Source organism: Streptomyces sp. NPDC054786, from assembly GCF_053611685.1.
On sequence record NZ_JBSHAW010000014.1, the window covers coordinates 138,638 to 152,684 of the forward strand.

Consider the following 14,047-nt stretch of genomic DNA (forward strand, 5'->3'; position numbering starts at 1 on the left):
GGGGGGGGTTTTTTTCGGGTTTTTCGCTGTGTTTTTCCTGATCACCCTGCCTTTGTCACCCGCGTACTCGGCTTACGGGGCGTGCGGGGGTAACCCAAACGCCGCGGGGCCCGGGACGCAAGCGCGTCCCGGGCCCCCCTATAGCTGTACCGCGTCGGCGTCAGGCCGCTGCGGCGCCGCCACCGTTCTTGTTGATCAGACGGGGCAGCAGACGGAAGCCGACACCGCCCGCGATCATCGTCCCGGCGCCGATGAGCAGGAAGGTGGTGCCGGAGGAACCGGTCTCCGCCAGCTCACCGCCCTTGGCCTGCTGCTTTGCCTTGCCAGGCGTGTCAGCGATCTGCTCCTTGCCCTGGCCGGGCTGCTCGATCGGCTTGGAGCCCTCGTTGTCGGTACCGGTGCCGGTGCTGTCGCCGCCGGTCTGACCACCGGTGCTGGGACCGCCGGTCGTGTCGCCACCGGTCTGACCACCGGTGCTGTGACCGCCGGTGGTGTCGCCGCCGGTCTGACCACCCGTGGTGTGACCACCGGTCGTGTCACCGCCCGTGGTGGTGTCACCACCCGTGGTGTCGCCACCGGTCGTGTCACCGCCGGTGGTGGTGTCACCACCCGTGGTGTCGCCACCGGTCGTGTCGCCGCCGGTGGTCTCGCCACCGGTCGAGGAGTCACCACCGATCTCACCGCCGGTCACGTCACCACCGGTCGAGGTGTCGCCGCCGATCTCACCGCCGGTCACGTCACCACCGGTCGAGGAGTCACCACCGGTCGAGGTGTCACCACCGGTGTCACCACCGGAGTCACCGCCGCCGATGATCCCGCCGATGATCCCGCCGATGATGCCGCCGTCCTGGCCCTGGGCCTCACCCGGGCTGGCCGCGGAAGCAGCTCCGGCGGCGGTGAGCGACGCACCGGCCGCAATCACTGCGCCGGCCGCAATGCGCGCTACGCGCAGCCGCGTCTTCTTCGTCATGTACTGCTACCCCCAGTAGCTGAACTCGTCATGGGAACACCGCTGTACGGGGCGACGAGCAATGCCGGGGTTCGCGAGCTTCGGCCCGGCACTGCGGGCAGGCCACTCAATTCCCCGTTCCTACACGCGCCCCAGACATACGCATGCCGCGCTCAGCCTTCCCAGTTCGGCCATCCTCGTCAAGGTCGAATAAAGTCCTGATGCCCGAATTGCCAAGCAGTGGGCGGTACCTGGACATACGACTGTGACCAAACCGCCACAGCAAAAACAACTGCCTCCCCGAAGGAGGCAGTTGTTTCGCTTTCAGAAGGGGCCGAACCCGTTACTTCTCCTGCTGCTTGCGCCAGCGGATCCCGGCCTCCAGGAAGCCGTCGATGTCGCCGTCCAGCACACCGGTGGGGTTGCCGACCTCGAACTCGGTCCGCAGGTCCTTGACCATCTGGTACGGGTGCAGGACGTACGAACGCATCTGGTTGCCCCAGGAATTGCCGCCGTCGCCCTTGAGCGCGTCCATCTTCGCCTGCTCCTCCTGGCGGCGGCGCTCAAGGAGCTTGGCCTGGAGGACGTTCATCGCGGACGCCTTGTTCTGGATCTGCGAGCGCTCGTTCTGACAGGAGACGACGATGCCGGTCGGGAGGTGCGTCAGCCGGACCGCGGAGTCGGTGGTGTTGACGCCCTGGCCGCCGGGGCCCGAGGAGCGGTACACATCGATCCGCAGATCGGACTCGTCGATCTCGATGTGGTCGGTCTTCTCGACGACCGGGAGCACCTCGACACCGGCGAACGACGTCTGGCGGCGGCCCTGGTTGTCGAACGGCGAGATGCGCACCAGGCGGTGCGTGCCCTGCTCGACGGAGAGCGTGCCGTAGGCGTACGGGACCTGGACGGCGAAGGTGGTCGACTTGATGCCGGCCTCTTCCGCGTACGAGGTCTCGTAGAGCTCGGTCTTGTAGCCGTGCCGCTCGGCCCAGCGCAGATACATCCGCTGCAGCTTCTCGGCGAAGTCGGCGGCGTCCACGCCACCGGCCTCGGCGCGGATGTTGACGAGCGCCTCACGGGAGTCGTACTCGCCGGACAGGAGGGTGCGGACCTCCAGCTCGTCGACCGCCTTGCGGACGGAGGTCAGCTCGGTCTCGGCCTCGGCCCTGGCGTCCTCGTCGCCCTCGGCCTCGGCGAGCTCGAAGAGCACCTCGACGTCGTCGACCCGGCCGCGCAGCTCCTCGGCCTTGCGCAGCTGGCCCTGAAGGTAGGACAGCCGACTGGTGATCTTCTGTGCGTTCTCCGGGTCGTCCCACAGGGACGGCGCCGCGGCCTGCTCCTCGAGCACGGCGACATCGGCCCTCATCTTGTCGAGGTCCAGGACGGCCTCGATCGACCCCATGGTCGAGGAGAGGGACTTCAGCTCTTCGGATACATCGACGACTGCCACGCACCCAGCCTAACGGCTGCCGCCGTCAGCGTGACCCGGCCCCGGCAGGTCGGACCCGCCCGGAACCACGGGCGGCGGATCCCCCTGCAGGTCGTAGGCAGACCCGTGCACCGGCCGGCACCGGGGCCGCAGGGCCGTGTCCCGGGCCCGGCGACCGCACGGCGGAGCCGTCACGGGGTATCGGGTTCCGACTGGTGGACACCCGGTGTGGCGTCCCCCGCCGAGTCGTCGCCCGAGGCCAGCCAGCCGCCCAGACCGGCCGCCACGACCACCGCGGCGGCGGCCGCGCCGAGCTTGATCCGGCGGCGGCGCAGCGCGTCCGGCGACGAGCGGTGCCGCGCCGAGCCGGCCCGGCGCTCACCGGCGGCCCGCGGGGTACGGGCGGTGCCGTGTGCGCCGCCCGCCAGCTCGTCCGGGCCGGGGACCCGCATGCTGGTGTGCGTCTCCCGGTTGGAGTCGGGGACCGCGCCCTGGACGAGCGGGACGGCGCCGCGCGGCGGGGTGGCCTCCCCCGGGGGCGCCGACGGGTAGTACGGCTCGTCGCGGGATACGGCGGTGCTCTCCTGCTCGTCCTCCGGCTGCTCGTCCTCCGGCTCGTCGATGTCCAACGGCGGGATACCGGACAGGCCGGGCAGCAGCTCGCGCAGCCGGGCGGCGAGCTCCGGGGCGCGCAGCCGGGAGGCCGGCGCCTTGGCCAGGCACTGCAGCAGCAGCTGCCACAGCTCGTCGGGGATGCCGGGCAGCGGCGCCACGCTCTCGGTCACATGGCGGCGCAGCACCGCCCCGGGGTGCCCGCCGCCGAACGGCGTGAACCCGGCCAACAGCTCGTACAGGACGGTCGCCAGCGCATAGACGTCCACGGAGGCGCGCGGCGGAAGGCCCTCGATGATCTCCGGGGCGAGGTAGTCGGGGGTGCCGATGACCTTGGTCGAGCGAAGCGAGACGGCGGTCCCCCCGGCCGGGGGCTGGGGAAGGGTCCTGCGCGGCGAGTCGACGAGCCGGGCGATGCCGAAGTCGGTGAGCAGGGCGGGGTGCGCACCGCCAGGGCCGAGCGGACCCTGCATGTCCAACAGGACGTTCTCGGGCTTGACGTCACGGTGCACGATCCGGGCGGCGTGCGCCGCGACGAGCCCGTCGGCGACATCGGCGGCGATCGCGACGGCGGCCTCCGGGGCCAGCCGGCGTTCGCGCTCCAGACGGGTGCGCAGGTCGGTGCCCCGTACGAGGTCCATGACCAGCGCCAGGTCGTTGCCGTCGACGACGAGATCACGGACGCCGACGACATGTGGGTGGTCCAGGCTCAGCAGCGCCGCCCGCTCCTGAACGAAGCGGCCCACGAGTTCCTGGTCGGAGGCGAGATCCTCACGCAACAGCTTGATGGCCACGGCCCCTTCGGGGCCCTCGCCCAGCCATACCGTGCCGGCACTGCCGCGCCCCAGGATCTGGTGAGCGGTGTACCGGCTGCCGATCTTCCGTGCCAAGACTGCTCCGACGTGTCGGGCCCCCGAGCGTCCTGCGGGGGCTGAGGTTGGCGTCAAAGCTACGCGGGTGCCAGGGGGTTCAGTGCCCCGGAACGTGGCAACCTTCACTTCTGTGAGCGAAATTGTCCGTCAGGAGTCGACAAATCCACCGGGTTGGTTCCCGCGCCTGTCCGATGTGTCGGCGAAGTGAGGCACCGGCGCACCGGGGACCGGCGCGTCAGGACCGGAGAAACGGCGCGGGCCCGGCCGCCTGCGAACAGGTGGCGCGGGCCCGTCGATGACCGCCCGGAACGGGTTCCGGGGCGCCCGCGGGCCGGATGAGCCCGCGGACGGCCGGCGTCAGCCGCCGAGTTTCTGCACGAATCGCTGCACGCTGTGGAAGACGTGCCCGACCTGGGCGAAGAAGCCCCGGGTCGTGCCGATCCACTCCTGGAGCGGGGTCAGCTCCCAGACCAGCCACGCCGCCACGAACAGCAGGATCAGCGTGACCAGGCAGCCCTTGAGACAGCCGAGGCCAGGGATCTTCATCGGGTTGGCGCTGCGCTGGCGGGGCTCACGCCGGGGCCGGGGCTCCTGGGCGGGCGGCCGCTGCGGTTCGTAGCGCTGCGGCGGCGGCTCCTGGCGGCGCTGGGGGGCCTGCGGCTGCTGCTGGGCGTACGGCGCCGGAGCGGGCTGCCTGCGGTACTGCTGCGGCTGCTGGGGAGCGGCCTGGCGCTGCGGACGCCGGCGCAGCGGGTCCTCGGCGGGGTCCAGATACTGCACCTGGGTCTGCTCGTTGCGGTCCCGTGCGGCCCGCATCTGGGACTCCCACGGATGGGGGCCGTCGCCCTCCTGCGGTCCGCCGGCCGGTGCGCCCATGGGCATCGGCGGCATCGCGCGGGTCGGGTCGGCGCCCGGTCCGCCGGGGCGGCCCGGTCCTCCCGTGGAGGGCAGCACGCTGGTCGCCGCGGCCGGGTCGTAGGAACCGGCGCCCGAGGGCAGCACCTGGGTGGGGTCGGCGTCGCCGCCGGCGCCCTGGCTGCCGTCGGCGCCCGTTCCGGGGACGGTCGCGGGCGCGGGGTCGGGGGCGAGCAGCGCGGCGACGCCGAGCGCGGCCTCGGCCGCGGCCGGGGTGGCGTGCACCCCGATACCGGAGGCCACGGTGCGCAGCGCCCGGGCGAGGTTCTCGGCGCTGGGCCGCTGCTCGGGGCGCTTGCTCAGGCAGCGCTCTATCACCGTCCACAGCGGCTCGGGGAGCGTGCCGGGGCGGCGCGGCTCCTCGCTGAGGTGGCGGTGCAGCACCTCCAGCGCGGTCGACCCGGCGAACGGCGGGCGGCCCGTGACCAGCTCGTACAGCAGGATGCCGGCGCCGTAGATGTCCACGGCGGAGGTCTGCGGGCGGCCCTCGGCGGACTCCGGCGCCACATAGGCGGGAGTGCCGACGAATTCGTGGGTGCGGGTCAGGCCCGGGGAGTCGGCGAGGCGGGCGATACCGAAGTCGGTCAGCATCGGGTGCATCTCGCTGCTGCCGTCCGACCCGGCGAGCAGGACGTTGGCGGGCTTGAGGTCGCGGTGCACCACGCCGTCGGCATGGCTGGCGGCCAGCGCATCGGCGATCTGGGCGGTGAGCAGCGCGGCGGCCACCGGGCTGAAGGGGCCGCTGTCGCGCAGATAGCGGTGCAGGTCGGGGCCGTCGACCAGGTCCATGACCAGGGCGAGCAGATCACCCTCGACGACGAGGTCGCGGGTGCGGACGATGTTGGGGTGGGTGAGCCGCAGCAGGACGGAGCGCTCCCGCAGGAAGCGCATCACCACGTCCGGGTCGTGCGCCAGTTCCTCCTTGAGGACCTTGATCGCGACCGTCTCGCCGGGCTCTCCTGCCACGGCGGCCTCGGCGCCCGCCGCCTCCCGCTGGCGGGCACGCCAGACGGTGCCCGTGGCACCGCGTCCCAGCGGCTCCTCGAGCAGATACTTGCTGCCTACCGGCCGCACGTCATGCGCTCCCTGGTCGTGGTGGTTCTCTTACCCGGCCCGCCGGGTCAGCTGATCAACTCCGCGCGGCCGTCCGACCCACTGTAGTGCCGTCGTACAAACTTTTCGGTCCGGCGGCCCGGGATGGGCTTGTGGGGAAGACGCAGTTCGGGAACGGATGGTTGCCTGCCGCGTCCGGCCGGGCACGGCACCGCCCGCAGCACCCTGCCGGGGACCGTTCCGAGCTGACCATGGCGGTCGAAATCCGGCCGGGCACGGCACGCAAGCAGGCACTTTTTCGCCCTTAGAAGACCAATCAAGATCACTGAATGGCGGTCGGCGGGCGTGTTGTCAGTGGCAGGTGCGAGGATGCACCCAGCACGATGCGGTGGGGGCTCGCGGTCTTTGTCGCGACGTGCACTTGGGACTTGTACGTGCCGACGTGCTCGGGTGTGGTGGGGGGAGTGAGCGGGCCCCCTGCCGGATCCCGGCAGAAGGGACCGTTGACGGCGATGCAGATCCGGCTGACCGTCCTCGGGCCGCGCAGCGGCCACACCACACGGACCTGCGATGTGCTCGTGACGGCCCCGGCCGGGACCGCGCTGGCGGCGGTGGCGGGCTCGCTCGCGGCCTCCGTGGCGGGCTCCGGCGCGGACGTCGGCGGCTCGGGGAGCGGCAGCGGCCCCGTGGTGCTGTACGCCGGGACCGAGCGCCTCGATCCGCAGCGCGCGGCGATCGGCGAACCCCCGTTGATCGACGGCGCGGTGCTCTCCCTCCAGAGCCCGGGCCCCGCCCCCGCTCACGGCCTGCCGCACGGCTCCGCCCGCCTGCGCGTCATCTCCGGCCCCGATGCCGGCGGGGTGCATCTGCTGCACGGCGGCCAGATCCGCATCGGCCGCTCCGCCGACGCCGATGTCCCCCTCGACGACCCCGATGTCTCCCGGCTGCACTGCGCCGTGACCGTCGAGCCGGACGGCTCGGTGTACGTGGCCGACCTGCGCTCCACGAACGGCACCGCCGTGGACGGCACCGACCTCGGCGAACGCCCCGCGCCCCTGCGGCCCGGCGCCCTGCTGCGCATCGGCGAATCCGCCCTGCGCCTCCAGGCCGCGCCCGGCGCCCCGGACCCCGCCCTGCCGACCGCCCCGGACGGCGAGGGACATCTGCGGATCGCCCCGGGGACGGCCGGCGCGGGCCCGGACGCGGAGGCGGCGGACCGGACGGAGAGTTACGGAGACTTCGGGGCGGCACCGGGTCCGCGCGGAGCCACATCCGCCGCGGAAGGGGCGTACGCAGGAGCCGGGGCCCACTCCCGGGTGGCCGGCGGCGCAACCGCTCCCGTACCGGCCCCGGCCTCCGCGCAGTCCGCGGGCTCGACGCGGCGGCGGGACACGCCCCTGCGCGGCACCCCGGCCCGGTACGACGCCCCCGGCCACGACTCCCCGCGCGGCGGCGCCGCCGCGCCCTTCCCGGCCGCCACGGGCCATGTCTACGACCGCACCACCGACGGCGGCCCGGCGGACGGCTTCGGTCCCGGGGTCCGGGAGCGCACCGACGGCCTGCCCGCCGGTGCACAGGACCGGACACACGGCGGGCAGCAGTCCTTGGCACCGGCCGATGAGGGGGCCCGTAAAAGCGGGCGGCGGGGCGGCATCGGCGCCTGGGCGCGGCGGCTGGCCGGCGGCCGGCCCGCGGTGGAACGGCCGGACGACACCTTCGCGCCGGAGTACGAACCGGCCGGCGCCGCCACGGCAGCCTTCACGGATGCCGCCGAGGCCGCCCCGGCACCCGAAACGCACGCCGGACCGGCCCCGGACGAACGCTGGCCGGATGCCGCCGCGGTCCTGCTCACCGCGCTGGGCCCGGGGCCCCGGCTCTGGGAGCGCGGCCCGGACCACCCCGACGCACTGACCGTCCGGCTGGGGACGGCCGCCCGGCACGGCGGCCGGGCCGCCGTACCGGTCACCGTCGATCTGCGCCGGGCGGGCTCCCTCGGCCTCGCCGGGCCGCGCGCGCGGCTGACCGGGCTGGCCCGCGGCACCCTCGCCCAGCTCACCGCCCTGCACTCCCCCGGCACCCTCGACCTCGTTCTGATCAGCACCGACCGGACGCGCCCCGCCGAGGAGCGGGTGGCGGACTGGTCCTGGCTCGGCTGGCTGCCGCAGGTCCGCCCGGCCCACGGCCAGGACTGCCGGCTGCTGCTCGCGTACGACAAGGACCAGGCCGCGGCCCGTACGTCCGAGCTGGTGCGCCGGCTCGACGACGGACCGCTGGGCCCCGGCTGGGCCGGCGCCGAACGGGCGGAGATCGCCTCCGCCGCCGCCCGCCACCAGGGCCCGTACACGCTCGTGGTCGTGGACGGCGACCCCGGCAGCTCCGCGCTGCGCGAGACCACCGCCCGGCTCGCCGCGGGCGGCCCGGCCGCCGGTATCCATCTGCTGTGTCTGGCGGAGACCCCGGCCGCCTCCCCCGCCTTCCCGCTGGCCGCGACGTACGAAGCGGCCCGGGCGGCGTCGCCGGCCTTCGGTGAGTGCGGGGCCGTCGCGGTGCTCAGCGGCGATGTCGCCACGGCGCTGCGCGTCGTCCAGCCGGGCTCCGGGCCCAACGGCACGGTCGCGACGGTGGATGCGGTCTCCGGCGCCTGGGCCGAGCGGTTCGCGCGGGCGCTGGCGCCGCTGCGCGAGACCGATGCGGCGGCCGCTTCCGGGAGCGGGAGGGCGCCTCGCGCGGCCGTCCCGCTGCCCGATACGGCGCGGCTGCTGGACGAGTTGGGGCTCGCCCGCGCCACCCCGGCATCCCTGATGGCCCGTTGGGCCGCCGCGCTGGACACCGACCGGCCGGGCACCGCCGCGGTGCTGGGTGCCGGACCGCACGGCCCGCTGTGCGCCGATCTCGCCGCCGACGGCTCACATCTCGTCCTGGAAGGCGCGGCGGCCACCGGCAAGACCGAACTGCTGCGTTCGCTGGCCGCCTCGCTGGCGGCCGCCGACCGCCCGGACCTGCTGTCGCTGGTGCTGGTGGACGGCGGCGGCAGCGAGCGCGGCGAGGGGCTGCGGGTCTGTACGGACCTGCCGCATGTCACGACCTATCTCGCCTCCTCGGACCCGGTCCGGATGCGGGAGTTCGCCCAGGCGCTGTCCTCCGAGCTGAAGCGGCGGGCGGAAATACTGGCCGGCACCCCGTTCGCCGAGTGGCGGGCCAAGCATCTGCCGGCCCCCCGGATCGTCGCCCCCCGGCGCCCGGCCGAGAGCGGTGACGGAGAGCAGGAACCGATTACTCACCGTAATCGTTGCCGTGATAGTGGAACGGACGGCGGCGCAGCGGCGAACCCGTCGACGACCGGAACCCTGCGACTGCGCGCACGCAGCAATCCGCCCGCCGGCCCGGCGGCCCCGGAAGGCGACACCGAAGCGGCCGCGCCGATGCCCCGGCTCTTCGTGCTCGTCGACGACTTCGACGCCCTGGTGGCGCCGGCACTGGGCAGCACGGGCCGGCCGGCCGCCGGTTCCGTGGTGCGTGCCCTGGAGGCGGTGGCCCGGGACGGAGCGGCGCTCGGGGTCCATCTGATAGCCGCCACCGGCCATCCGGACCGTACGGCGGAGACCGCGACCAGCGAACGGGCCGGTCTGCGTGTCCAGTTGGGCGCCATCGGTGATCCGTCCGAGCCGGTGCCCACGGGCCGCGGACGGCTGCACCGCGCGGCCGACGGCTCCTCGACACCGTTCCAGGCGGGCCGGGTGACCGGCCGGATACCCCGGACGTCCACGCTCCGGCCGACGGTCGTGCCGCTGGAGTGGCAGCGGATGGGCGACCCGCCGGCCCGCCGCCCGCTGCGCGAGCTCGGCAACGGCCCGACGGACCTGGCCCTGCTGGCCAGCGCGCTGCAGCGAGCCGCACAGTCCTCGGGCGCACCCTCCGCCCCGCCCCTGGTGTGAACCCGGGTGCGCCGCCTGGTGTGGACCCCGGCGCGTCGCCCATAACAGCACCGTCACGAAAGGCCAGTTGACACCGAACGCGGTATTGCGGACCCCGTGGCCAGGGCGTAGGACTGTCGCACACCGCAGAGCACCACCGCACACCGCAGAGCACGACGAGGCGCAGCGCGATCACGCACCACCGCACGGCACGACGCGAACGGCACGGCAGGGGCGCCGCGGCAGGACGTGACACGGCCCCCTTCGCAACCGGCACGGCAGGCGCAGCGATAAGGGGCTACGGGGATGCGCAGAGGACTCGACCGCACGGCTGTACGCGCCACCACCGCTGTGGCGGCGGCCACGGCGCTCGCCCTGACGCTGGCCGCGTGTGGCAGCGGCGGCGGCACGAAGGACAGCGGCAGTGGTGGCAGCAAGGGCGGCAGCACCGCCCCCACCGTGCAACTCCCCCAGCTCAAGGGCCAGAAGCTGCAGGTCACCGCGGTCTGGACGGGCCCCGAGCGGGAGAACTTCGTCAAGGTGCTGGACGAGTTCGAAAAGCGCACCGGCGCCACGGTCGACTTCGTGCCCAGCGGCGACGACATGGCCGGCTTCATCGGCTCCAAGATCGCCGGCGGCGGGCCGCCGGACGTCGCGATGCTGCAGCAGGTCGGTGTGCTCAACGAGTTCGCCGGGAAGGGCTGGCTCAAGCCGCTCGGTACGGCCGCCAAGGCGCAGCTCGCCAAGAACTACACCAAGGGCTGGCAGGATCTCGGCGCCCACAAGGGCACCCGGTACGGCGTCTACTTCAAGGCCAGCAACAAGTCGCTGGTCTGGTACAACGCCCAGGCGTTCGACAACGCCGGCGCCAAGGAGCCGAAGACCTGGCAGGACTTCCTCAAGACGGCGCAGACGCTCTCCGAGTCGGGCGTGGAGCCGGTCTCGGTGGGCGGTTCGGACGGCTGGACGCTGACCGACTGGTTCGAGAACATCTATCTCTCCCAGGCGGGGCCGGAGAAGTACGACCAGCTGGCGCAGCACAAGATCAAGTGGACCGATGCCTCCGTCAAGAAGGCGCTGGCCACGCTCGGTCAGCTCTTCGGCCGTAGGGACCTGCTCGCGGGCGGCAACTCCGGTGCGCTGCAGACGGACTTCCCGACCTCGGTGACCCAGACCTTCAGCGGCGACACCCCCAAGGCCGCGATGGTCTCCTCGGCGGACTTCGCGGCGGCCAACATCACCCAGACCAAGGCCAAGGTCGGCACGGACGCCAAGGTCTTCCCGTTCCCCGCGGTGGGCGCCAAGTCCCCGGTGGTGACCGGCGGCGATGTGGCGGTGGCTCTCAAGGACACCAAGGCCTCGCAGGCGTTGCTGACGTTCCTGGCGTCGACGGATGCCGCCAAGATCTGGGCGCAGGCGGGCGGGTTCGTCTCGCCCAACAAGGAGCTCGACCAGGCGGCGTACGCCAACGGTGTGATGCGCGAGATCGCCGGGGCGCTGATCGCGGCGGGCGACGATTTCCGCTTCGACATGTCCGATCAGGCGCCCGCCTCCTTCGGCGGCAAGCCGGGGCAGGGCGAGTGGGAGGACCTGCAGGACTTCCTGAAGAGCCCCAAGGACATCGTGGGCACCCAGGCGCAGTTGGAGAAGGACGCCGCGAAGTCGTTCGGGCACTGAGCGGCTGCCGCCGACCGCCTCGACCGGGACCGGGGGACCGTCACGATGAGCGCCGTACAGGTCAGCAAGGTCAGTGACAGCAGCGAGCGCGGTCGGCGTGGTGGCGGCAGGCGGCGCGGCCGTGTTCCGGGCACCCGCCCATGGACCGCCGCGGTGTTTCTGCTGCCGGCGTTGTTGCTGCTCGGCGCGCTGGTCGTCTACCCGATCGTCTTCTCCGTCTACCGCAGCCTGTTCGACGCGTCCGGCAACGGCTTTGTGGGGCTGGGCAATTACGGTGCGCTGTTCTCGGACGAGGGCATCCGTACGGCGCTGAGGAACAACATCATCTGGGTCGTGGTGGCGCCGACGGTCTCGACGGTGCTGGGGCTGATCTTCGCGGTGCTGACCGAGCGGATCCGGTGGGGCACCGCCTTCAAGCTGATCGTGTTCATGCCGATGGCGATCTCGATGCTGGCGGCCGGCATCATCTTCCGGCTGGTCTACGACCAGGACCCGGAGCGCGGGGTCGCCGACGCGGTGTGGGTCGGCATCCATGACACGTTCTCCGACCCGGCGCCGTTCCCCGGCGCCAAACCGCGGCCCCGAGCCGCCCTCGCACCGTCCGACGGCGGTGCGTTCACCACGCGCTCGGCCGTACGGGCGGGGTCCCCGGTGAATCTGCCGCTGGTCGCCGTCCGGCCGGACGATCTGCGCGGCGCACGGCCCGCGGCGGCCGCCAGGCCCCGGCCGGGCGTGGTCACCGGCACCGTCTGGCTGGACTTCACCCGCGGTGGCGGCGGCCGCCCCAATGCCCTCGACGGCAACGAGAAGGCGCTGGCCGGGCTGACGGTCGAGGCGGTCAGGGGCGGCCGGGTGGTCGCCTCGGCGACGACGGCGGCGGACGGCACCTATGCGCTGCCGTCCGGCCGGGCCGACGGCGCCCGGCTCCGGCTGCCCGCGGCCAATTTCGCCGAGGCCTACAACGGCGTCGACTGGCTCGGCCCGGCGCTGGTCACCCCGGCCATCATCGGCTCCTACGTCTGGATGTGGGCCGGTTTCGCGATGGTGCTGATCGCGGCGGGGCTGGCGGGTGTTCCGCGTGAGCTGCTGGAGGCGGCGCGGGTGGACGGCGCGGGCGAGTGGCAGGTCTTCCGCCGGATCACGGTGCCGCTGCTGGCGCCGGTTCTGGTGGTCGTGCTGGTCACTCTCATGATCAATGTGTTGAAGATCTTCGACCTGGTGTACATCATCGCGCCGGGCTCCAGCATCAGATCCGCCAATGTACTGGCGCTCCAGCTCTTCCAGTCGTCGTTCGGTACCGATGTCGACGAGGGCCTGGGCAGCGCGATCGCCGTGTTTCTGCTGCTGCTCGTGCTGCCGGTGATGTACGTCAATCTCCGGCGCATACGGAAGGAGCGTCGCCGATGACGACCGTGGACGGTGTCGTACCGGCCGAGCGCGCCGGGGCTGCCGGTGCCCTACGGGCCAGGCGGCCGCTCGCCGCCCGGATCGCGGCGAGGACCGGCGGCGGTGCGATGCGGATCTTCCTGGTTCTCGTGGCCCTGTTCTGGCTGATGCCGTCGGTGGGGCTGCTGCTGTCCTCGCTGCGCAGCCCGCAGCAGATCGCCGAGTCCGGCTGGTGGCAGGTCTTCAGCAAGCCGGCCCAGATCACCTGGGACAACTACAGTCAGTTGCTGTCCAACGACAAGGTGATGGGCTCGCTGCTGACCACGGCGGCGATCACGGTGCCGGCGACGGTGCTGGTCGTCGTCATCGGCTCGCTGGCCGGTTATGCGTTCGCCTGGATGGACTTTCCCGGCCGGGACGGCTGGTTCATGGTCGTCGTCGGGCTGCTGGTGGTGCCCGTGCAGGTGGCGCTGATCCCGGTGGCCAAGCTGTTCGGTGCGGTCGGGCTCTTCGAGACGACGGCCGGGGTGATCCTCTTCCATACGGCCTTCGGGCTGCCGTTCGCGGTGTTCCTGCTGCGGAACTTCTTCGCCGAGATCCCGCGCGAGCTGCTGGAGGCGGCCCGGCTGGACGGGGCGGGGGAGCTGCGGCTGTTCACCCGCGTGGTGATGCCGCTGGGCGGTCCGGCGATCGCCTCGCTGGGGATCTTCCAGTTCCTGTGGGTGTGGAACGACATGCTGATCGCGCTGATCTTCGCGGACAGCGGCAATCCGCCGATCACGGTCGCGCTGCAGCAGGAGGTGCGGCAGTTCGGCAACAACATCGATGTGCTGGCGCCCGGCGCTTTTCTGTCGATGGTGGTGCCGCTGATCGTCTTCTTCGCCTTCCAGCGTCAGTTCGTCTCCGGGGTGATGGCCGGCGCGGTGAAGTGAGATCCGCGCGGGGGTCCGCCGGCCCCCGCCTCCGCGCCATCTCCCGTTCATTTTCCTCCGCCTACGATGACGTCACTGCCGTGAAACGCATGGTGCGACCGGGCTTCGTCGTGGAGACTGCCTGGGTGTCGCTCGAACGTCTCTCGAATCGAGTGAGGGCGCCCCGGTCCCCGCGGGGCCGCGCCCCTGCGCAGCGGCCAGGACGCCGGGCGCGTCCATAACTGCAGAGCTAGCGACAACAGCAGACGTATCCCCGCATACCGGGTACATCCACGGCAGACAGCGCCGGCACATACCGCACGTACTCC

At 72.6% G+C, this 14,047-nt stretch carries 8 protein-coding genes; 4 read left to right on the forward strand and 4 right to left on the reverse strand.

The genetic code is table 11. From position 1 onward, the window contains the following. Positions 1 to 160 precede the first annotated feature (160 nt). The 4 genes from ACWGI6_RS14435 to ACWGI6_RS14450 form a co-directional block, all read right to left on the reverse strand. Positions 161 to 970, reverse strand: coding sequence for a hypothetical protein (locus ACWGI6_RS14435; protein WP_453267786.1), 810 nt, complete (start codon positions 968 to 970; stop codon positions 161 to 163). 322 nt (positions 971 to 1,292) lie between these two features. Beyond that, positions 1,293 to 2,399, reverse strand: a complete 1,107-nt coding sequence (prfB, locus tag ACWGI6_RS14440) for a peptide chain release factor 2 (protein ID WP_453267787.1) — start codon at positions 2,397 to 2,399, stop codon at positions 1,293 to 1,295. Between the two features lie 170 nt (positions 2,400 to 2,569). Further along, positions 2,570 to 3,880, reverse strand: coding sequence for a serine/threonine-protein kinase (locus ACWGI6_RS14445; protein WP_453267788.1), 1,311 nt, complete (start codon positions 3,878 to 3,880; stop codon positions 2,570 to 2,572). A gap of 339 nt (positions 3,881 to 4,219) precedes the next feature. Then, positions 4,220 to 5,851: a serine/threonine-protein kinase gene (locus ACWGI6_RS14450; RefSeq protein ID WP_453267789.1), complete on the reverse strand. Its 1,632-nt coding sequence runs from the start codon at positions 5,849 to 5,851 to the stop codon at positions 4,220 to 4,222. Between the two features lie 491 nt (positions 5,852 to 6,342). Between ACWGI6_RS14450 and ACWGI6_RS14455 the strand changes: the two genes are divergently transcribed. The 4 genes from ACWGI6_RS14455 (at position 6,343) to ACWGI6_RS14470 (ending at position 13,739) form a co-directional block, all read left to right on the forward strand. Next, a complete protein-coding gene (locus tag ACWGI6_RS14455; RefSeq protein ID WP_453267807.1) occupies positions 6,343 to 9,765 on the forward strand; it encodes an FHA domain-containing protein in 3,423 nt (1,140 codons plus the stop codon). A gap of 285 nt (positions 9,766 to 10,050) precedes the next feature. Continuing rightward, positions 10,051 to 11,421: an ABC transporter substrate-binding protein gene (locus ACWGI6_RS14460; RefSeq protein ID WP_453267790.1), complete on the forward strand. Its 1,371-nt coding sequence runs from the start codon at positions 10,051 to 10,053 to the stop codon at positions 11,419 to 11,421. A 45-nt stretch (positions 11,422 to 11,466) separates the two neighbouring features. Continuing rightward, positions 11,467 to 12,828 carry a carbohydrate ABC transporter permease gene (locus ACWGI6_RS14465; protein ID WP_453267791.1) on the forward strand — a complete coding sequence of 454 codons (1,362 nt, stop codon included), beginning with the start codon at positions 11,467 to 11,469 and terminating at the stop codon, positions 12,826 to 12,828. Continuing rightward, positions 12,825 to 13,739, forward strand: a complete 915-nt coding sequence (locus ACWGI6_RS14470; protein ID WP_453267792.1) for a carbohydrate ABC transporter permease — start codon at positions 12,825 to 12,827, stop codon at positions 13,737 to 13,739. The genes ACWGI6_RS14465 and ACWGI6_RS14470 overlap by 4 nt, the downstream gene beginning before the upstream one ends. Positions 13,740 to 14,047: the final 308 nt, after the last annotated feature.

Excerpts from the sequence above, each read along its gene's own strand:
- ACWGI6_RS14470 (WP_453267792.1), top strand. The coding sequence starts at position 12,825 with ATGACGACCGTGGACGGTGTCGTACCGGCCGAGCGCGCCGGGGCTGCC.
- ACWGI6_RS14455 (WP_453267807.1), top strand. The coding sequence starts at position 6,343 with ATGCAGATCCGGCTGACCGTCCTCGGGCCGCGCAGCGGCCACACCACA.
- ACWGI6_RS14460 (WP_453267790.1), top strand. The coding sequence starts at position 10,051 with ATGCGCAGAGGACTCGACCGCACGGCTGTACGCGCCACCACCGCTGTG.
- ACWGI6_RS14465 (WP_453267791.1), top strand. The coding sequence starts at position 11,467 with ATGAGCGCCGTACAGGTCAGCAAGGTCAGTGACAGCAGCGAGCGCGGT.
- ACWGI6_RS14435 (WP_453267786.1), bottom strand. The coding sequence starts at position 970 with ATGACGAAGAAGACGCGGCTGCGCGTAGCGCGCATTGCGGCCGGCGCA.